We start from the raw sequence: 20,127 nt of genomic DNA, 5'->3' as shown, positions 1-20,127 counted from the left end.
TAAATAAAGTGTGACGATCATAAAAAAGGGCGGGAAGAGGATTTCTTTTCCCGCCCTTTTTACAACAGATATCTGCGCTGTCTTTAATGCGCAGCCGTCGGTTTGCCACCGCTCTTGATGTTGGAGAGCAGGAAGCAGAACGGCACGCACAGGAACGCCCCGATACCGAGGATCATGAAGACCTCGTTATAGGTCAGCATCGCGACCTGACGGGAAAACTCCAGAAACTGCACATGCTGCGCAACGCTCTGCGCGGCCTCAGGCGTCAGTCCACGGTTGATGCCCGCATTCTGCGCCTGCGTCAGATACTCGTTATACGGTTCATGATACGGCGTCATCCAGTGGACCATATGCGCCTGATGCGCCTGTTTCCGCTCCATCAGCAACGCCGTAGCCCCGGAAATGGCCAGAGACCCCAGCACGTTACGGGACATGCTGAACAGCGCGGACGCATCCGCATTCAGGCGTTCCGGAATAGTGGAATAGGCAATGGTAGACAGCGGCACGAACAGGAAGGCGAGACACGCCGTCTGACTCATACGGAACAGCACCAGATGCTTGAAATCAAGCAGCGGCGCGAGTTGCGCGGAGAAGAACAGGGAAACGCCCATCAGCCCGAACCCCAGAGCAATCACGCTGCGCACGCTGGTAATGCTCATCAGCTTGCCCACAAAGGGGATCAGCACAATCACCGCAATCCCGCCGGGTGAGAGGATCAGCCCGGACAGCGTGGCCGTATACCCCATAACCTGCTGGGCAAACTGCGGCACGATGATAGCCGAGGCGTAAAGCAGCGCCCCCATGGCCCCCATCATGGCTGTGCCGACCGCAAAGTTACGGTCCTTGAAAACCCGCAGATCCACTGCGGGCTTGTCCGTATGCAGCAGCCACAGCACGGCACCGCCCAGCCCAAGCACCGCCAGAACGCACATCACGCGGATAAAGGTAGAGCCAAACCAGTCGGCGTCCTCACCACGGTCCACCATGACCTCAAGACAGCTAAACCCGATGGTAATCAGGCTGATGCCAATAACATCAATCGGCGCTTTACGCTTTCTGGCCCATGGCGGGTCTTCCACCAGTGCGGCAACGCCGAGGGTGGTCAGAAAACCGAACGGCACGTTGATAAAGAAAATCCAGCGCCATGAGAAATTGTCGGTAATCCAGCCCCCCAGCGTCGGGCCGATCACCGGCCCGACAACTGCGGCAATCGCCGTCAGGCCGAAGGCTGCCGCGCGCTTTTCCGGCGGGAAGCTGTCCAGAATAATGGATTGCTGGTTGGGTTGCAGACCGCCCCCAAAAAAGCCCTGCATCATGCGGAAGATAATCAGTTCCGCCAGACTGGTGGCCATGCCACACAGAAAGGAAGAAACCGTAAACATGACGATACAGACCATAAAGTATCGTTTTCGGCCAAAGACCTTCCCCAGCCATCCGGAGATGGTGAGAACGATACCGTTTGCGACGAGGTAGGCCGTCAGCGTCCATGTCGCATCATCGTAGGTGCTGGAGAGGCTCCCGGCGATGTGCGGCAGGGACACGTTGACGATTGTCGTATCCAGAATTTCCATGAACGCCGCCATCGTGACGATGAAGGCGACAGACCACGGATTATGTTTGGGCTTCCACCCTCCGGCGGCAACCTCGTCCTGCGTGCTCATTGTGCGGCGGTCTCATGGCCTGCTGTGGACGCCGCTCTCTGGCGCTGCGCCACGGCCTGCTGCACATCGTGCGGCGCGGCATCCGCACGGCCCTGCGTATCCACATGCACCACGGGCACGACGGACATCCCTAGAGCAAGCTGCTGGTTCGGGTCCAGACCATCATCAATCAGAATTTTCACCGGCACGCGCTGGACAATCTTCACGTAGTTGCCGGTCGCGTTTTCAGGCGGGAAGGCACTGAAGGTCGCACCCGTTCCCTTCTGGAGGGAGTCCACATGGCCGTGCAGCTTGAGGGACGGATAGGCATCCACCTTGATATCCACCGTCTGACCGGGGCGGATATGGGTAATCTGCGTTTCCTTATAGTTGGCCACAACCCAGACTTCCGGCTCAACAATGGAGAATACAACCTGCCCGGCACGGACGTAATTGCCCTGCTCCAGATTACGCTGTGAAATCCAGCCGTCACACGGAGCGCGGATCACCGTCCATTCCAGATTGAGGTTGGCGTTATCCAGTTCGGCCTGATCCGCTTTGGCCTGACCTTCCTGCTGGCTGACCGTAATCTGGGCATTTTTGATGTTCGGCTGCACCGGCGTTGCAATCTGCACCGCGCCCTGCGCTTCCAGAACCTGCGCTTTGGCGGCATCCAGCGCGGCCCGCGCGTAATCAATATCCTGCTGAGACGTTGCAGCGCGTTCCACGGAATGCTGACGCTTATAATCCGTTTCCGCTTTAAAGAGCTGCGCCTTGGCAGACGCCAGATTCCCCTGCGCCCGGACAAGCTGGCCGGGATAGCTCTGCATCGCCACGATATGCATCATATCACTGGCCTGCATGGCTGCCTGAGATTTTTCCAAAAGACCTGCGGCCTTATCACGCGCGGCCTGCCAGTCTCTGGGGTCGATCCGGGCCAGAATCTGCCCTTTGCGGACAAACTGGTTATCATTCACCAGCAGTTCCGTCACATACCCGCCCACATGCGGCGCAATGGAGACGGCACGGCCTGCGGTAAACGCATCATCCGTTTCCACTTCATTACGCGTCAGGAACCAGTACACCCCGGCCGCTACCGCCAGTACAATCACAACGCATGTCAGAATAATCTTGGCGCGCCCGCTTTTCTTTTTTTCCGGCGGATTTTTCTCTGGCGGGGCGCCCCCGTTATCAGACGTTGCATCAGACTGTTCGTTATAGTCGTCGGCCATTCTGTTTCCCGTCCCTGAGACACACTTCAACACATAAAGTCAGTCACGGATGCTTCTGCTTCCGCCGCGCTGACCGATCGGTTCGGTCAGTATGTGGCATGATCCCAAAAAGGCTTCAAGCGGGCAGACGGCCCGCAAGGGCGTATCCGGCCCTAAAGCCTTGTCGGAACGGCCAAAAAAAGACTCGCGTTAGTGCTCCAGCCCCTGCGTCCGCACCAGCCGGGCGTAGAGACCATCCTGCGCAATCAGTTCATCATGCGTGCCATATTCCACAGCGCGCCCTTCCCGCATGACCACCACCAGATCCGCCGAGCGGATGGTGGAGAGCCGGTGTGCCACCACAATGGTTGTGCGGGCGTGGCGCAGGGTGCTGAGGGCTTCCTGAACAGCGGCTTCGTTCTCGCTATCCAGCGCGCTCGTTGCCTCGTCCAGCAGCAGCAGGCGCGGGTTGCGCAGCAGGGCGCGGGCCAGAGCCACACGCTGCCGCTGCCCGCCGGACAGACGCTGCCCACCGGGGCCAACCACAGTGTCATACCCGTCGGGCAAGGCGAGAATGAACGGTTCCGCAGCCGCAGCGCGGGCCGCGTCACGCACTGCCTCGTCAGACGCATGCTCCAGCCCGATCAGAATGTTGTCCCGGATGGACAGATCAAACAGCAACGGGTCCTGACTGACGTAAGCAATCGCATGCCGCAGGCTGGACAGCGTGAGATCCCGCAGGTCCACCCCATCCAGCAAAATCCGGCCGGACGTGACATCATGCAGGCGCGGCACGAGAGAAAGGGCTGTGGATTTGCCCGCGCCAGAGGCCCCGACAAGCGCCACCGTAAAGCCCGGAGCAGCCTCCAGACTCAGGCTTTCCAGCCCCACGCGCCCGTCCGGGTAGACAAACCCGACATTTTCAAACGCCAGATGTCCATGCCCCGGTGGCAGGGCAATGGCGCCGGGCCGTTCCAGAACGGCCGGTTTTTCATCAATCACGTCAAACACGCGCACAAGGCCCGCCAGACCTTCCTGCAAGGCGGCATTCAGCGCGCCCAGCGCCCGTAGCGGACGCGCCGCCAGCAGAAGAGCCGCCACAAACCCGGAAAAATCCCCGAGCGTTGCGCCGCCCATGGCCGCACGCCAGCCCGCAAAGCCAAGCACCGCCGCTACGGCAGAACCACCCAGAGCTTCCAGCAGAGGGTCAACACGGGCCCGGCCACGGGTAATGCGCAGCATCGCGTTATAAAGATGGTCGAAAGAAAGGGCCGCCCGCGCACTTTCCTTCTGCTCCATGCCGTACACCCGCACGGTGCGCGCCTGAGAAAAACTTTCCGTCAGGAACGCCGCGGTCTCGCCGATTCTTTCCTGCATCCCACCGGACGCCCGGCGCACGCGCTTGCCCAGTTTCTGGATCGGCACGGCTGCCACCGGGTACAGCAGGCCCGCAATCAGGCTCAGTTCCCAGTCCATATAGAACATGGAGGCAATCAGCCCGACCACCGTCACCACATCCCCCAGAGAGTTGACGGCGCGAATCATCGCCTCGCGGATAGAAACGGCATCGGTCGTGAAACGCGCGGCCAGTTTGGCAGGCGGCTCACGCTCAATACGGGTCACATCCGTCTGGACCAGATGGTCAAACATCTCGCCCTGCAAGCCGCGAATCACCACAAGCACCAGCCCCTGCGCCGCCAGTGTCTGCGCATACTGGGAGGCCGCCTTGGAAATGGTGATCAGCACCACCAGCAACGGCACCTGATACAGAATACGGGAATCATGCGTGGCAAACATATCCAGCGCACGCTGGATCACCAGCGGATACAGAGCCGTCAGGGCGGCTGTCAGCACCGTCAGCACAATCACGGCGGTAATCCGTGCGGGGTGCAGGCGCACCTGCTCCCGCCAGAGGCGATTTAGCAGAACACGAGAGTCATCGGGCAGCAGGGAACGGCGGCTGGCGGCAGCCGCACCATCAGGCTTTGCAGAAGTCATGCCAGACCTCTACCAGCCTCACGCGCTGCTATGCAAAGGGGCAGCCTAGCTTTGGGATTTTAAAACCTTTTTCAGGAAGACCAGACAAGCCTCGGCCGGGGCTGTACAGCCTTCGGCCAGCCACCACGCCCGTACCTGCTCCAGCACCACGCCAACCTGTGGCCCCGGCGGATGGCCCGCGGCCAGAACATCCCGCCCTGCCAGCGGAAAAACCGGCGGCGTCAGGGCGGACAGCCGGGCTCTGAGCGCCAGCCAGTCAGCACTGGAGGCGTTTTTCTCTGCAGCCTTCGCGCTCGCGACCTGCCCCCCCTCAGCCCGATCGGCCTGCTCAAGCCATGTGCGGCCAAGCAACACCTCCGGCGGCTCTTGTGCCAGCAGGCGCCGCAGATCAGCATCCGTCATGTGTGGTTGAGGAACCGGCGGGCTGGAAACGTCTTTCAGAAAAGCCGCTTCTGCTTTTGACAATTTCAGACGACGGGCGAGGTCTCCCTTGTCCTCAGGCACCAGCCCCGCCAGCCGCAAAACGGCATCCGCCGGCGCACCCTCCACGACCATCCGGGTGAGGCGCGCGCCTGTCACCCCATTGGGGAACAGCACCGCCAGAACGCCGGTCTGCTCCATCAGGCTCAGCGTCTCCGGCACAGCAGGGCCGGTCAGAATACGTTTGAGTTCGGACCAGATCCGCTCAACAGAAAGGCCACGCAACAAACCGGCCTGCGCCGTAATGGCCTCTATCGCCTCCGCATCCGGTTGCCCCCTGCCATATCGGGCCTGAAAGCGGAAAAAGCGGAGAATCCGCAGCGCATCTTCCGCAATGCGGGTTGCGGCATTGCCCACAAACCGCACCAGCCCCTGCGCAAGATCCTGCTGCCCGCCAAAATAATCATGCAGCACCCCGTCCCGCCCGCGGGACATAGCGTTCATGGTAAAATCGCGCCGGGCCGCATCCTCCCGCCAGTCTGCCGTCCAGACCACGACGGCATGGCGGCCATCCGTCTCCACATCCCGGCGCAGGGTGGTGATTTCATACGGGGCGGACTCAATCACCGCCGTCACGGTGCCATGGGCCAGCCCTGTGGGAATGGCTTTAATCCCGGCCTGCTTCAGCGCAGCCAATACCTGTTCCGGCGGCTCTGGCGTCGCGAGGTCAACATCCGCGACGGAACGACCCATCATCAGGTCCCGCACCACGCCGCCCACCAGCCGGGCCTCCGGCAGCACCTGCCAGAGCAGCCCGAGCGCATGCCTCTGCTGTGCGGATAAATGCGTCTGCGCAACCTGCGGACCGGATGTCATGTGCCGCAAGGTTCCGCAGGCAGACGCGCCAGCGGGAAGAAGCAGTCACAACTCCACACCCCCATGCAGGGCACGCCCTCGCACTGCCCCGGCTCCGCCAGTGCAGCCAGTTCATACCAGACCGGGCGGGAGAGCCGGGCTTCTATAGGAAAGCGCCCGTCCCCGGCCCGTACCAGAAGATAAGGCGGGCACCCGCCGTCCCCACAGGCTTCATTCGGCACATTCCAGACCGCCCGAATCGGATGCTCACGGCTGGCGACAACAGGCTCGTCCACATTGGTGCGGAAGCACAGCTTCTGCATGCGGCCACAGCCTTTCCAGTCCAGTTCCACGGCCAGAAAGGGCACATCCTCGACCTCAATCGTGCCGGTTTCAAACGGGGAACGCAGCAGATACGCACCCGCCTCATCCCGCGTCAGCATGGAACCAAACAGGCAGAGCATTTCCTTCCGCTTGATAGGTGAGCCACGATAAAGCCAGACACCATCACGACGAATAAGAAACGGCAGCGTCCTCAGTCCCTCGTGCTGCCCTGCTTTTTCCGTACAGGCAGTGGCGCGGGGCACCGCATTCTTCTGGGTCTGGCCTTCAGCATTCACCGGTGGAGCATCCTGTTCGTGACTGTTTCACTGCAATGAGCATGATATAGGGATGATACCATGCTTGATGTAAGCCCTGTATCTGTCAGACTGGACCTATGACCTCATCAGACACATCCCCCCTCGCCGCCCAGCCTGCCACCATGCCTGATGTGCGTGAAGCGGATATGATCTGTGAACGCCTCCAGCGCGCTCGGCAGGAAACCTCCCGCATTATCTTTGGTCAGGACAAAGTGATCAGCCAGACGCTGACCGCCATTCTGGCCGGGGGCCATGCGCTGCTGGTGGGCGCGCCGGGTCTGGGCAAAACGCTGCTGGTTACAACGCTGGGCACCGTTCTGGGGCTGGATGCCCGCCGTGTGCAGTTTACGCCGGACCTGATGCCCTCCGACATTACCGGCAGTGAAATTCTGGATGAAGACGCCTCAGGCCGCCGCAGCTTTCGCTTTGTGCCCGGCCCGGTCTTCTGCCAGTTGCTAATGGCTGATGAAATCAACCGCGCCAGCCCGCGCACCCAGTCTGCCCTGTTGCAGGCCATGCAGGAACGCCGCGTGGCGGTTGCCGGGGCGGAGCATCCGCTCCCCCGCCCCTTCCATGTTCTGGCAACCCAGAATCCGCTGGAGCAGGAAGGCACCTACCCCCTGCCGGAAGCCCAGCTTGACCGCTTCATGCTGCAAATTCCGCTGACCTTTCCGGACGAACAGGCGGAACGCACCATGCTGCTCGCCACCACCGGCACGCAGGAAGCACAGGCTCAGCCGGTGATGGACACCGCAGGCCTGACAGAGGCACAGGCGCTGCTCCGCCGTCTGCCCGTCGGCGAGAAAATTGTGGATGCCATTCTGGAACTGGTCCGCTCCGCCCGGCCTGAAACATCGCCTGACAGCACCCTCCGCACGCAGATTGCGTGGGGCCCCGGCCCGCGCGCCGCACAGGCCCTGATGCTGGCGACCCGCGCCCGCGCCCTGCTGGACGGGCGACTCTCCCCCAGTCTGGACGACGTCATTGCCCTCGCCCGCCCTGTGCTGGCACACCGCATGGCCCTCACCTTTGCGGCCCGGGCAGACGGAGTGCTGCTGGATGATGTGCTGACGCGGCTCGTCAACCGGCTGGGCTAACCCTTTGGCCCGGCCTGCTTTTTCACTGCCCGCATTCCTGCGCCGCCTGCGGCCGCAAGCTCAGACTTCAGCGCAGACCGCTGAAGGCTCTGGCCTGCCGGGAAACGCCTCTGGCGCATCCGCGTCTGGCGGTCTGTTTGGCCGTGTGCGACCCGGTATGCCGCAACCAGCTTCTTCCTCGGCCAGCAACGCGGCCTCGGCTCTGGCCGCGCGACTGCCGGGGCTGGTGCTTCAGGCTGACCATATTGCCGCCACGCTGTTTGCCGGGCAGCACGGCCAGCGCCGGTCCGGCAGCGGGGAAACCTTCTGGCAATACCGGCAGGCCCTGCCCGGTGAACCCGCAAACCATATCGACTGGCGACAATCCGCCCGCAGCACCCATGCCTATGTGCGGGAAACGGAAGCAGAATCCGCCCAGACTGTTTTTATCTGGTGTGACCTCTCCCCCTCCATGGCGTGGCGTTCCAGCGCCTCACTGCCGGAAAAGCAGGACAGCGCGATTCTGATCGCGCTCGCAACGGCGGCCCTCCTGCTGCGCAATGGGGAGCGGGTGCAGCTTTTAACACCCTCCGGCCCGGCTGTTCTGCCCCCCGGTGGCAGCGCGCTGGAGCGTCTGGCGCTCGGGCTGGCCCAGCTTGCCGCGTCTCCGGCAGCCACGCGCCACGCCCTTCCTCCCTCCTCCATCCTGCCGCGTTACGCCCATCTTCTAATTGTGAGCGATTTTCTATGCGCTGAGGAGGCGTTTCAGGCCTGCCTGCATCATCTGGCCGGTCGCCCGGTCCGCAGCCATCTGGTGCAGGTGACGGACCCGGCGGAACGCACACTTCCCTATCAGGGCCGCGTGCGTTTTGAAGGGCTGGAAGGCGAAGCGGACATAGACCTGCCAAACGTGCAAACCCTGCAACAGGATTACAGGCGTCTGATTGAAGCCCGGACGGCGCAGCTTACAGCACTCGCCACCCGTTATGGGCATGACCTTGTTCTGCACAGCACGGATCAGTCGCCCATGCCTGCGCTGCTGGCGCTCCATACGCTTCTGTCTGGGCACACGGGTCTGTCTGGTAAGGGCGGGAGGCGATCATGATCTTTCTTGCCCCGCTGGCCCTGTTCGGCCTGCTCACCCTCCCGCTCGTCTGGTGGCTGCTCCGCGCCACGCCGCCTGCCCCCCGCGTGCAGCGTTTTCCGGCGGTCGCGCTGCTGCGCGCCTTGCGCCCGCACCAGACTGACGCCGTTCGTTCCCCGTTATGGCTGCTACTGGTCCGGCTGGCTGCCGTTGCCTGTCTGGTGCTTGGGCTGGCGCAGCCTGTTCTGCCGGGGAACCGTCTGCCCAGCGCCGGGCACGGGCCGCTCCTGCTGGTGATGGATGATGGTCTTTTTGCCGCGTCAGACTGGGGCCGCCGCATTGCCACCGCGCAAGGGCTGGTGGACGATGCTGACCATGCCGGACGCACTATTCTGTTCTTCCGCACGGCACCCGCAGCCGACGGGCACCCGGCGCAGCCTCCCGCACCCCGGTCCGCTGCCGCCATCCGGCAGGAACTGGACAGCATGCGCCCCGCTCCCTGGCGCACGGATAGAGCCGCAGCGGCTCACGCACTGGCCACCCTGCCCCACACCAATGGCTCTGTGCTGTATCTGGCAGATGGTGTCGCGTCTGGTGGTGATGAGGACTTTGCCCGCGCCCTCCGCGCATTCGGCCCGGTGCAGGAAATCCGCTTCCCGGACGCCTCCGTTCTGACCCTTGCGCCGGCGGCGGAACGCACCGGCACGCAGATGGCGCGCCTGCTGGCTCTGCCGCTCCCGGCTCCGCGCTCCCTTTCCATGCGGGTGCACGCGCAGGATGGCGGGACGCTGGCTGTCCTGCCACTGGTTCTGCCGGCCGGAGCCGCGCAGATGGATGTGCCCGTCACGCTGCCAACGGCCGTCCGCAACCGGATTGACCAGATTTCTCTGGCCGGACAAAGCAGCGCCGCCACGACGCTCCTGTTTGATGAAGGGGACCGTCTGCGCCCCGTCGGACTAATGACTTCCGGCGCGGCTGATACCCCGCTGATCGGCCCGCTGTTCTACCTGCGCCGCGCTCTTGCCCCCACGGCAGACCTGCATGAAGGCACTCCAGCCACCCTGCTGGCCCAGCCGCTTTCCGTTATCATCGCGCCGGATGGTACGCTGGCTAACCCGGCTATCCGCCAGAAAGTGAAAGACTGGGTAAAAAACGGCGGCACCCTGATCCGCTTTGCAGGCCCGGCTCTGGCTGGCGCGCAGCACGGCACGGAGCCGGATGGCAGCAGCACGCCGAACGCCCCGGCGGGTGAGGACATCGACACGTCAGACAACCATCCGGCGAGCGACCCGTCTGCTGACCCGACGTCTGACCTGCTGCCCGTCGCCCTGCTGGACGGCTCCCGCCAGCTTGGTGGCACCATGACGTGGGGTGCCCCCCAGAATCTGGCCGCGTTTGACGCCACATCCCCGTTCCACGGGCTGGATATCCCGACGGATGTCACGATCTCGCGGCAGGTTCTGGCCAGCCCTGTAGCGGACCTCGCGGCCCATAGCTGGGCACGGCTGGCGGACGGAACTCCGCTTGTCACGCACGCGGCGCTGGGTAAGGGGGATATCATCCTCTTTCACGTCAGCAGCACGGCGGACTGGTCTAACCTGCCGCTGTCCGGTCTGTTTGTCTCAATGCTGCAACGGCTGACAGACCACGCCAATGGCGTCACCATCCCGGCGGATGACACACTTCTCGCCCCGGTGCTGACACTGGACGGAGATGGCGTGCTCGGCCCGCCGCCGCCCGCAGCACGCGGCCTGAAAGCAAGCGACTTTGCACACACGCCCGTTTCCCCTGCACATCCTCCCGGCCTGTATGGGCCGCGTGCTGCGCGCCGTGCGCTCAATGCCAGCAGCCAGATGACTACCCTCACAGCCGCAGCCCCTGTGGGTACGCTGACCAGCCCCGCCGGACGCAGGCCAGATACCGCACTGGCCCCTGTTCTGCTCTGTCTGGCGGCGGGCCTGCTTCTGCTCGATGGTCTGCTGGTTCTCGCCATGCGGGCCGGGTTCTCCCTGCCCGGCATAGCCAGACAGTCTCCGGGGGATACCTCCCGCAAATCCTCCCTGCGGGCTTCTGGCAAACAGGGTTTATCCCTGCTTGTAGCGTGCGCGCTCACACTTCCGGCCCTCGCCTCCGCGCAGACACCGACGGCAACGGTAACGACCACACAGGCACCAGTGCAATCCCCAGATGTCGCCGGACCAACAGCACAGCCAGCCGGGCCGGTTTCCGGAACCGTCGCAACGCCATCGCCCTCCGCCGCCAGCCCGACGCCGGTGCCCGGAGCAGCACTGGAGACACGGCTGGCCTATGTCATTACGGGGCATGACGAGATTGATACCGTCTCCCGGCAGGGGCTTCAGGGTCTATCCGACTATACCAACGCCCGCACCTCCGCCATGCTCGGGCACCCGGACGGTGTCAGGCCAGGGCAGGATGATCTGAGCTATTACCCGCTCCTCTACTGGCCTATCACGCCGGACGCCGCCCCCACACCGGCCATGACGGCAGCTCTCACCGCGTTTATGGCGCATGGCGGCATTGTGCTGATTGACACACAGGGGCAGGATTCCGGCAATCAGAGCGATGGCTCCGGCCCCTATGCCGGAGACGCCCCCGGCACACGGTCCGCCTTACGGCGCGTGACCGCTGGCCTGCCCATCCCGCCGCTGATGACCATGACGGACCACCATCTGCTGGCACACACATTTTATATGCTGCATGACTTTCCGGGCCGGTATGCGGAACAACCCGTCTGGGTTGCGCGGGAGGGAGAGGCCGAGAATGATGATGTCAGCCCGGTCATTATCGGCTCCGCGGACTGGGCGCACGCATGGGCCGTGGATGAAAACGGCAATACGCCATTTGCGGTGCTGCCTGATGGCGCGGACCAGCGGCAACTGGCCTATCGTTTTGGCGTCAACACCATCATTTATGCGCTGACCGGCAACTACAAGGCCGATCAGGTGCATGTGCCCATGTTGCTCAAGCGGCTGGGGGAATAAGCACCATGCCCCACTCTCTTGTTCCGTCCTTTGCCCGCTCCGTTGGTTTTGCCCCGCTTGTGCCGGTCTGGCTGCTGGTCACTCTGGCCGTGCTGGCGGCGGGGTTGTGTGTGTTTGCGCTGCTCCGGCGCACAAAAGGCGCATTCTTCCGGCTGGCGGCCCTGCTCTCGGTGCTGGTGTGGCTGGCCGGGCCACAGCGCCTGCATGAAAGCTGGCATGTGCTGCCGGAAACGGCCCTGCTGCTGGTTGACCAGTCTCCCTCTATGTCTGTTGGCCAGCGCGCCGCCATTGCGCGGCAGGCCGCCAGCACACTGGCACAGGCCCATACGGAGGGGCTGACACTCCGCACCGTTACGGTCCGCAGTTCCGGCCATAACGGCACCCGCCTGTTTGACGCGCTGGAACAGGCCGCGGCAGACGTGCCGCCCGACCAGTTGGCCGGGGCTGTCATGATTACGGATGGTCAGGTTGCCGATATCCCGGCTGGCGCTGGCGCGGCCTCCGTGCCCGACCGGCTGCGCCCGACCACCCCGGACGGCCAGCGGATAACCCTGCCCCTGCATATTCTGCTGCCCGCAAAAGGCGAAGAAACGGACCGCCAACTCCGTATCTTGCAGGCACCGCCCTATGCCATTGTTGGCCAGCCCACCAAACTGCGTATTCAGGTGGATGATGCCGGACCGGGCACCACACCGGGCGCGCAGGCGGATATCACGCTCCGGGTCAATGGGGATGATCCGGTGATCATCCCCGTCCGCACGGGCACGCCACAGGATATTTCCCTTCCGGTACCGCATCCGGGCCAGTTGCTGGTCAGCCTGTCCGTCGCCCCGCTGGAGGGCGAGGTTTCTCAGCTTAACAACCAGTCTGTCACGCGGATTACCGGCATCCGGGACAGGCTGCGCGTCCTGCTGATTTCCGGCACCCCCAATCAGGGTGAGCGCGTCTGGCGGCGTTTGCTGAAGGCCGATCCGTCGGTTGATCTGATTCACTTCACCATTCTGCGTCCGCCAGATAAGGATGATGGCACCCCGCTGTCTGATCTTGCTCTGATTGCCTTCCCCGTGCGGGAACTGTTTCAGGACAAGATCAACCAGTTTGACCTGATCATTCTGGACGGGTTTGAAAACCGAAACATCCTGCCGCACGCCTATCTGAACAACATTGCCAATTTTGTGCGCAAAGGGGGCGGCCTGCTGCTGACGGGCGGTCCGGAATTTGTCGGCCCCGGCACACTTCAGGATACCCCGGTGGGGGATATCCTGCCCGCGCATGTGCCGTCGGAAAGCGGTCTGGTTGAACAACGCTTCCGCCCGAAACTGACTGCGGAGGGGCGCCGCCACCCGGTGACGGCTGCCCTGCCCGGCGCGCCGCCGCCATCGGGCGCGGGCGATACGGCGCAGACCATCCCCGGCGAATGGGGGCCGTGGTACCGTGCCCTCAGGCCGGACACCACGCACGGCCAGACCCTGATGAGCGGGCCGGACAACGCCCCGCTGCTGGTGCTTGACCATGTGGATCAGGGCCGCGTGGCGCTCCTGCTGTCTGACCAGATCTGGCTCTGGTCTCGCGGGGAAGGCGGTGGTGGCCCGCAGGCTGAACTGCTGCGCCGGATTTCCCACTGGCTGATGAAAGAGCCGGAACTGGAGGAAGAACAATTGTCCGCCGCCATTGCCGGGGGCGAACTGACAGTCACGCGCCGCAGCACGGCTGGGGCACCGCTTAAATCCGTCACCGTCACACCGCCCGGTAGTGCAGCGGTCAGCCTGAACCTGCATTCCGTCACAGAAGGCACAGAGGCTAAGGACGACGCAACTGGCCTCAGCACAGGCCACATGCAGGCCGATAAGCCGGGCATCTGGCAGGTGGATGATGGCACGCACAAAGCCTTCGCGGCCCCGGTGCAGCCAGACCCGCAGGAATTTGCGGACCTCCGCGCCACCGCCAGCCATCTGAACGCAGTCGTCAGTGCGACGGGCGGCGGCATTTTCTGGGCAGGGGAAAACAGTGCCTCCCCCACCGTGCCGGGCCTGCGGCTGGCAGACGGCAGCAGCCCGCACGGGGCAGACTGGATGGGTTTCCCGCACCGCAACGCGCATGTTGTGACCGGGAAAAGTGCCACGCCCCTTTTACCGGCCTGGCTGATGCTCGCACTCACCCTCTGCCTGCTGTTTGCAGGCTGGTGGCGGGAAGGACGGCGCGGATAACCGTTTTCCTTTCCGCCCGCACACGGGTGTGATAAATAACAAATCAGGTTCCACCTATGGACAGATCATGACCCGTTTCTTCCGCTTTACTCCGGCTGCTCTCATGGTTGGTGGCAGCCTTTTTCTCGCCTGTGCCACGCCCGTCTGGGCGCAATCCGCCCGTGAGGCCGAAGCTCAGGCTGCTGCGGAAGAAGCTGCCCAGAAAGCCGAAGCGGCGAAAGCGGCCAAACGCGCTGCGCCTCCGGCGTCCATCCCCGGCGCAGAAGCGCCTGATGACGATGAAAATGACCATTCCAACACGGATATGGAGCCGACTGCCGCCCTGTTTGACGCCATTAACCGCGGCAACCTGCTTTCCGCCAAAGAAGCGGTCAACCGTGGCGCGGACCTGAACCATCACAACATTCTGGGCCAGACCCCGCTGGATATGGCCATTGACCTCAACCGGAACCCCATCATCTTCCTGCTGCTGTCCATGCGTGGCAGCGATGACCGCCCACGCACCGACATCACCACAAAAACCCGCGGGATGGATACGGAAGACGGCGCAGGCCATCTGACAATCGGCGGCACGGCCGGACGCCATAACGCCACGTCCGTTTCCGGCAGAAGCCGGTATGACGCGACGGGCGGCTCTCCCCGGCCCGATATCGGGTTCCTCGGATTTGGCGGAAGCTGAGTTTCCCTTATCAGCCAATAAAAAAGCCGCCTCTTCCGGGCGGCTTTTTTTATAACCTCATTCTCTTGCAACAAGACCGGGGCAAAGCCGTAACCGGCCCGGCCCCAGTGCGTTCAGAGTTCAGACAGAAATGACGTTGCTGGCGCCACGGCCTGACTGCACCAGACTTTCCTGCCGCAGCACATCCAGCGGCAGCCAGACGCCATCACGCTCAAAATGCCAGAATGTCCAGCCATTGCAGGACGGAGCATTGGTCAGCATCGCACCCATTTTGTGAATGGAGCCGCGCTTATCCCCGCTGACCAGTGTGCCATCAGGAGAAACGGTTGCCTGCACGCGCTGCTTCTTGTCTGCCAGCACAACACCCGCGGAGAGCAACCCCTGCTCTACCAGACTACCAAACGGCACACGCGGTGCCTCGCGCTTGTCCAGCGTGGTCATGACGGCATCATCCGGCAGAGGCTCTTCCCGCGCCACGCGGCCCAGAGCCGCCTCCACATAATCCGGGTGGCGCTCAATACCGATAAAGCGGCGGCGCAGGCGCTTGGCCATCGCAGGCGTCGTGCCTGTGCCGGTAAAGGGGTCGAGCACAACATCATCAACGGATGTGGAGGCCAGCAGAACGCGATGCAGCAGGCTTTCCGGCTTCTGGGTCGGGTGCAGCTTCAGGCCATGCTCATTGCGCAGGCGCTCATTACCGGTGCAGAGCGGCAGATACCAGTCGGAGCGCATCTGCACATCATCATTCAGCGCCTTCATGGCCTGATAGTTAAAGCGGTAGCGGCTATCCTCGCTCCGGGCGGCCCAGATCATGGTTTCATGCGCGTTGGTAAAGCGGCGACCACGAAAATTAGGCATCGGGTTGGATTTCCGCCAGACAATATCATTCAGAATCCAGAATCCCAGATCCTGCAAAATCGCACCAATGCGGAAAATATTGTGATAGGAGCCAATCACCCAGATCGTGCCATCCTTATGCAGGACGCGGCGCGCTTCCGTCAGCCATGCGCGGGTAAAGCGGTCATATTCGGCCAGATCGGAAAACTTGTCCCAGTCATCATCCACGCCGTCCACGAGGGAATCATCCGGGCGACGCAGTTCACCGCGCAACTGGAGATTGTATGGCGGGTCTGCAAACACGCAGTCCACAGAGCCGGACGGCAGGCCGCGCATGGTTTCCACGCATTCGCCACGCAGAATCTGATCAAGAGGAAGTTCCATACTGATTGATTTTGCGCCGCTCATGCCCGGCCCTCCATAGCAAGATGTTCAATTTGCCGGCGCACTGTGCCGAATGTTTTACGATGATGCGGGGTGACGCCCGCGCTGCTCAGAGCCGCGCGATGCACTACGGTGCCGTAACCGGAATTTCGGTCCCAGCCATAAGCGGGCCAGCGCACGTCCAGACGCGCCATAATGCGGTCCCGCACGACTTTGGCCATGATTGATGCTGCTGCAATGGAAAGGCTGAGCGCGTCGCCGCCCACAAGAGCTTCCCCACGACACCCGAAGGACGGCAGCTTGTTGCCATCCACCAGCACATAATCCGGCAGGTGCGGCAGACGCGCCACAGCGCGCTGCATGGCCAGATGGGCTGCGTGATGGATGTTGAGCGTATCAATTTCGGAAGCAGACGCGGCGCCCAGACCAATTTCAATCCCGGGCACATCCGGCAGGCGGGCCGCAATGGCCTCACGCACAGCAGGCTTCAGTTTTTTGGAATCATCAATAACGGCAGCAAGGTCGTCCGGCACGCCCGCACCAAAGACGACAGCGGCAGCCACCACGGGACCAGCCAGCGGGCCACGCCCGACTTCATCAACACCGGCGACGCGCCCGCCGTGTTGCTGCTCCCGTGTAAAATCCGGCATGACCCCTCTTTCCACTCATTTGGCAGGACTCGGTTAAAATAACCGAGTCGCACCAATTGCGACTCCGTAGAAAGAGGAGAATCACTTTTCACCGGAACGCGCAAGAGTCCCGGTGAAAATGATTTATCAGGAGCGCTTGGAACGCGGGAACACCAGCCAGCCGATCAACACCCCGACAAACGTCACAATACCCAGTGAAAGCAAGGGCTTATCCCGCACAAAGGTCACGGCTTTTTCCACCACGCCCTCACCTTCCTCGTACAGGTCAGCAAATTCCTGCTGGGCCATTCCGGAAAGCTGATCGATCTTTCCTTCGGCCTGTAGCCCCAGATCACCCGTCAGACCACCAGCGGCATCTTTCACGCGGCCCTTGGCTTCATCAGCCACGCCTTCAAGTTTTGTGCCGAGGTTTTTGAGTTTATCGTCAGCCATCGTTTTTCTCCTTATTTAAGACCGTTCCGTACCCAGAGTGCGGTCGCCACAAATATAGCGTTTGAGCACGGTCTTCTGTTGCATCAGACCGCAAAAACACGTCTCTGGCTAGCATGCCGTTTATCAGCCGCCCTCATCTGATCGCCCTTATCGTCGCCTCCATGTTTTTCATGGAGCAACTGGATGGCACCATTCTGGCCACTGCCCTGCCCTCCATTGCCCACAGTCTGCATGTTGATACGGTCGCGACCTCCGTGGCGCTGACCTCCTACATCATAGGTCTGGCCATATTTATTCCCGCTTCCGGCGCTCTGGCGGACAGGCTGGGCAGCCGCACCGTGCTGACGGGAGCCATCATCATCTTTGTCACCTGCTCGGTGCTGTGCGCGTCAGCCACCAGCCTTATATTTCTGGCTTGTATGCGCGCATTGCAGGGCATTGGCGGCGCGCTGATGGTGCCGGTGGGACGGCTGGTCGTGCTGCGGGGCACGGCGCGGGAGGATCTGGTCCGCACCATGACGTGGATGATGCTGCCCGCCACCCTCGGCCCGCTGATGGGGCCTGTGGTGGGCGGCTTCATCACCACCTATCTGTCCTGGCGCTGGAACTTCTACCTCAACATTCCGGTTGGTATTGTCGGCCTACTGCTGACGCGCCGCTTTATCCCCAACACCCGCACGCCTGATCCGGCACCGTTTGACCTGCGGGGCATGGCGCTGGTGGGGGGCGGGCTGGCCGTTCTGTCCATCGCGGCGGAACTTTTCAGCCACGGTGAGGGCGGCGGCATGCTGGTTCTGGGCATGTTGGTGGGGGGCAGCAGCCTGATGGGGCTTTACAGCCTGCACGCCGTGCGCACGGCGGCACCCCTGCTTGATTTCAGCCTGTTCCGGGTGCCCACTTTCGCCATTTCCGTCGCAGGCGGCGCGGCCTCGCGCGTGGCTGTGGGCTCGCTGCCATTTCTGTTCCCGACCTTTCTGCAGATTGGCTCGGGCCTGACGGCAGCCCAGAGCGGTGCCATCACGTTCATTGCGCCGCTTGGCGCGATTGTCATGCGCCCTTTTGTGCCCGCCACACTGGCGCGCTGGGGGTTCCGGCGCGTGCTGATGGCCAACGGGTTTTCCGCCGCCATTCTGTTCGCACTGATTGCCGGGTTCCAGAAAGGCCAGCCCTTGTGGACGCTGTCTCTCATTCTGTTTGCTGCGGGCATGGCGCAAAGCACGCAGTTTTCCGCCTATAACACCATTGCCTACGCGGATATTTCCAAGCAGCGGATGAGTGCGGCCACCAGCCTTTATTCAACCCTGCAACAGCTTATGCTGTCTGTGGGGATCTGCACGGCTGCGGGCACGCTCACCCTCACCCATATTCTGTTCCGGCACGCCACCCCCACCCTGCATGATTTCTCAATCGCCTTTCTGGTCGTGGGCACTATCTCCATGCTGGCGGTGCCTGCGGCAGCCTGCCTGTCTCCACAGGCCGGGGCCAGCATGAGCGGCAACAAATCCTGACTGCCGCATCCGAGATTAAAGGTTATTTTAAACTCGCTTTTATAGTGTTCTCTTTTCGTAATAAATCTTGGATGAAACTTTCAGTCCGTGTAAACTCCAGCCTGTTTTTTGTTACAACACCAGCACGCTTTCCGCCGGGCATTTTTTCTTGTCAGGATTGAAATTGAACGGAAAGGAAAAGCTGCTACTGTCCCTTCTCCGGTTTACCGCAGATCTGCATTGCAGCCCCTGCGGTCCACTCTAGCAGTCAGGTGAAACGAGCCGCGCGCCCTATGGATGATTACACCACGGACACACGATCCGATTCACCCACGCCCCCCCGCACCTCTGGCCGGAAAAAGCGTCTTATCTGGAGCGGCGTTGCCGTAGCCGGTGTCTGCGTGCTGGCCTTTGCCTTCCTGCGGCCGCACCATTCGGCAACACCGGGCAAACATGGCAGCCGCCATGCCGCGGCTGACAGCGCAACCACGCAGCCCGTTGCGGTGCAGACGGTCAAAACCGGCACCATGCCGGTGATTCTGACAGAACTCGGGACAGTTGTGCCGGTTACCAACGTCACGGTGCAGACCCGTGTGGAGGGCTACCTGATGCAGGTGCTCTTTACCGAAGGACAGCACGTGCATGCGGGGGATCTGCTGGCAGTGATCGACCCCCGCCCCTATGAAGTGCAGCTTGCACAGTATGAAGGCCAGCTTGAGCGGGACAAAGCCCAGCTTGCACAGGCGCGCGTGGATAACGCCCGGTATCAGCGCCTGATCAAGCAGGACAGTATCGACGCCAAGACCGCGCGGGATCAGGAATTTCTGGTCCAGCAGTATGAAGGCACCGTCAAGTCCGATCAGGCTCTGGTGGATAACCAGAAACTTCAGCTGATCTACTGCCACATCACCGCCCCGGTGGATGGCCGCATTGGTATCCGCGCGGTGGATAAGGGCAACTATGTCAGCGCCGGTCAGTCCGGCGGGCTGGCTGTGCTGACCCAGATGCAGCCCATCTCCGTTATCTTCACGCTCCCGCAGGATCAGCTTCCGCAGGTTGCCGAGCAGCTTCGCGCCAAAGGCTCCCTGAAGGTCGAGGCGTGGGACAGTTCAAACAGCACCAAAATTGCGGATGGCACTGTCAGCACGCTGGACAGCCAGATTGATACCGCCACCGGCACCGTCCGCCTGCGTGCGCTCTATCCCAATACGGATGAACATCTGTTCCCCAACCAGTTCGTCAATGCCCGCCTGCTGGTGAAGGATCTGGAGAACGTCATTCTGGTGCCCTCAACCTCTCTGCAAACCGGCCCCTCCGGCCAGTTTGTCTATGTAGTCAAGGCCGACAGCACCGTAGAAGTCCGTCAGGTAAGCATCGGGATTTCTGATGGCACGAACACCGTAGTCAAAACCGGCCTGCAGGCCGGGGACCGCGTGGTGACAGACGGCGTGGACCACCTGCGCGCTGGCAGCAAGGTGACCATTCCGGACGCAAAAACGGCTGATACCTCCCCCGTGACAGCCC

General features: G+C 62.4%; 15 protein-coding genes. 7 read left to right on the top strand and 8 right to left on the bottom strand.

What is annotated here, in order from left to right:
* Positions 1-83: 83 nt before the first annotated feature.
* The 5 genes from KP699_RS04460 to KP699_RS04440 all read right to left on the bottom strand — a co-directional run bounded on the left by KP699_RS04460 (position 84) and on the right by KP699_RS04440 (position 6,711).
* Positions 84-1,661 (bottom strand): DHA2 family efflux MFS transporter permease subunit, encoded by a 1,578-nt coding sequence (locus tag KP699_RS04460; RefSeq protein ID WP_215761764.1) that lies wholly within the window; start codon positions 1,659-1,661, stop codon positions 84-86.
* Positions 1,658-2,872: an HlyD family secretion protein gene (locus tag KP699_RS04455; protein WP_077930104.1), complete on the bottom strand. Its 1,215-nt coding sequence runs from the start codon at positions 2,870-2,872 to the stop codon at positions 1,658-1,660. Before KP699_RS04455 ends, KP699_RS04460 begins: the two co-directional genes overlap by 4 nt.
* A 189-nt stretch (positions 2,873-3,061) precedes the next feature.
* Complete coding sequence (locus tag KP699_RS04450; RefSeq protein WP_215761763.1) at positions 3,062-4,849, bottom strand: ABC transporter ATP-binding protein; 1,788 nt, start codon at positions 4,847-4,849, stop codon at positions 3,062-3,064.
* A gap of 45 nt (positions 4,850-4,894) precedes the next feature.
* Positions 4,895-6,145, bottom strand: coding sequence for a CCA tRNA nucleotidyltransferase (locus KP699_RS04445; RefSeq protein WP_215761762.1), 1,251 nt, complete (start codon positions 6,143-6,145; stop codon positions 4,895-4,897).
* Positions 6,142-6,711 (bottom strand): DUF1285 domain-containing protein, encoded by a 570-nt coding sequence (locus KP699_RS04440; protein WP_308164852.1) that lies wholly within the window; start codon positions 6,709-6,711, stop codon positions 6,142-6,144. The genes KP699_RS04445 and KP699_RS04440 overlap by 4 nt, the downstream gene beginning before the upstream one ends.
* 131 nt (positions 6,712-6,842) lie before the next feature.
* Here KP699_RS04440 and KP699_RS04435 point away from each other — a divergent pair, with 131 nt between their 5' ends.
* From KP699_RS04435 to KP699_RS04415, 5 genes are all read left to right on the top strand, one after another.
* The gene (locus KP699_RS04435; protein WP_215761760.1) at positions 6,843-7,862 is read left to right on the top strand and encodes a MoxR family ATPase; all 1,020 of its coding nucleotides are present in this window, start codon (positions 6,843-6,845) and stop codon (positions 7,860-7,862) included.
* A gap of 4 nt (positions 7,863-7,866) precedes the next feature.
* Positions 7,867-8,946 carry a DUF58 domain-containing protein gene (locus KP699_RS04430; RefSeq protein WP_252346792.1) on the top strand — a complete coding sequence of 360 codons (1,080 nt, stop codon included), beginning with the start codon at positions 7,867-7,869 and terminating at the stop codon, positions 8,944-8,946.
* Complete coding sequence (locus KP699_RS04425) at positions 8,943-11,927, top strand: DUF4159 domain-containing protein (protein ID WP_215761759.1); 2,985 nt, start codon at positions 8,943-8,945, stop codon at positions 11,925-11,927. The genes KP699_RS04430 and KP699_RS04425 overlap by 4 nt, the downstream gene beginning before the upstream one ends.
* A 5-nt stretch (positions 11,928-11,932) precedes the next feature.
* Positions 11,933-14,134: a VWA domain-containing protein gene (locus KP699_RS04420; protein WP_215761758.1), complete on the top strand. Its 2,202-nt coding sequence runs from the start codon at positions 11,933-11,935 to the stop codon at positions 14,132-14,134.
* A 67-nt stretch (positions 14,135-14,201) separates the two neighbouring features.
* Positions 14,202-14,813: an ankyrin repeat domain-containing protein gene (locus KP699_RS04415; RefSeq protein ID WP_086655540.1), complete on the top strand. Its 612-nt coding sequence runs from the start codon at positions 14,202-14,204 to the stop codon at positions 14,811-14,813.
* Positions 14,814-14,933: 120 nt separating this feature from the next.
* On the opposite strand, the gene KP699_RS04410 is transcribed toward KP699_RS04415, so the two are convergent.
* The 3 genes from KP699_RS04410 to KP699_RS04400 all read right to left on the bottom strand — a co-directional run bounded on the left by KP699_RS04410 (position 14,934) and on the right by KP699_RS04400 (position 17,116).
* On the bottom strand, positions 14,934-16,058 hold the full coding sequence (locus tag KP699_RS04410; protein WP_077930110.1) for a site-specific DNA-methyltransferase: 1,125 nt from the start codon (positions 16,056-16,058) through the stop codon (positions 14,934-14,936).
* Entirely contained in the window at positions 16,055-16,684 is a 630-nt protein-coding gene (locus KP699_RS04405) for a ribonuclease HII (RefSeq protein ID WP_215761757.1), read from the bottom strand. The genes KP699_RS04410 and KP699_RS04405 overlap by 4 nt, the downstream gene beginning before the upstream one ends.
* A gap of 126 nt (positions 16,685-16,810) precedes the next feature.
* Positions 16,811-17,116, bottom strand: a complete 306-nt coding sequence (locus tag KP699_RS04400) for a CsbD family protein (RefSeq protein WP_025826503.1) — start codon at positions 17,114-17,116, stop codon at positions 16,811-16,813.
* A 113-nt stretch (positions 17,117-17,229) separates the two neighbouring features.
* Between KP699_RS04400 and KP699_RS04395 the strand changes: the two genes are divergently transcribed.
* The gene (locus KP699_RS04395) at positions 17,230-18,624 is read left to right on the top strand and encodes an MFS transporter (RefSeq protein ID WP_215761756.1); all 1,395 of its coding nucleotides are present in this window, start codon (positions 17,230-17,232) and stop codon (positions 18,622-18,624) included.
* Positions 18,625-18,896: 272 nt separating this feature from the next.
* Positions 18,897-20,127, top strand: a 1,231-nt coding sequence (locus KP699_RS04390; RefSeq protein WP_215761829.1) for an MdtA/MuxA family multidrug efflux RND transporter periplasmic adaptor subunit, incomplete at its 3' end; no start/stop codon positions are given.

Source organism: Acetobacter sp. P1H12_c, assembly GCF_018811975.1.
Taxonomy (GTDB): Bacteria; Pseudomonadota; Alphaproteobacteria; order Acetobacterales; family Acetobacteraceae; genus Acetobacter; species Acetobacter persici.
Note: the sequence above shows the minus strand (reverse complement) of the source record. Positions and strands in the feature narration are given on the sequence as shown.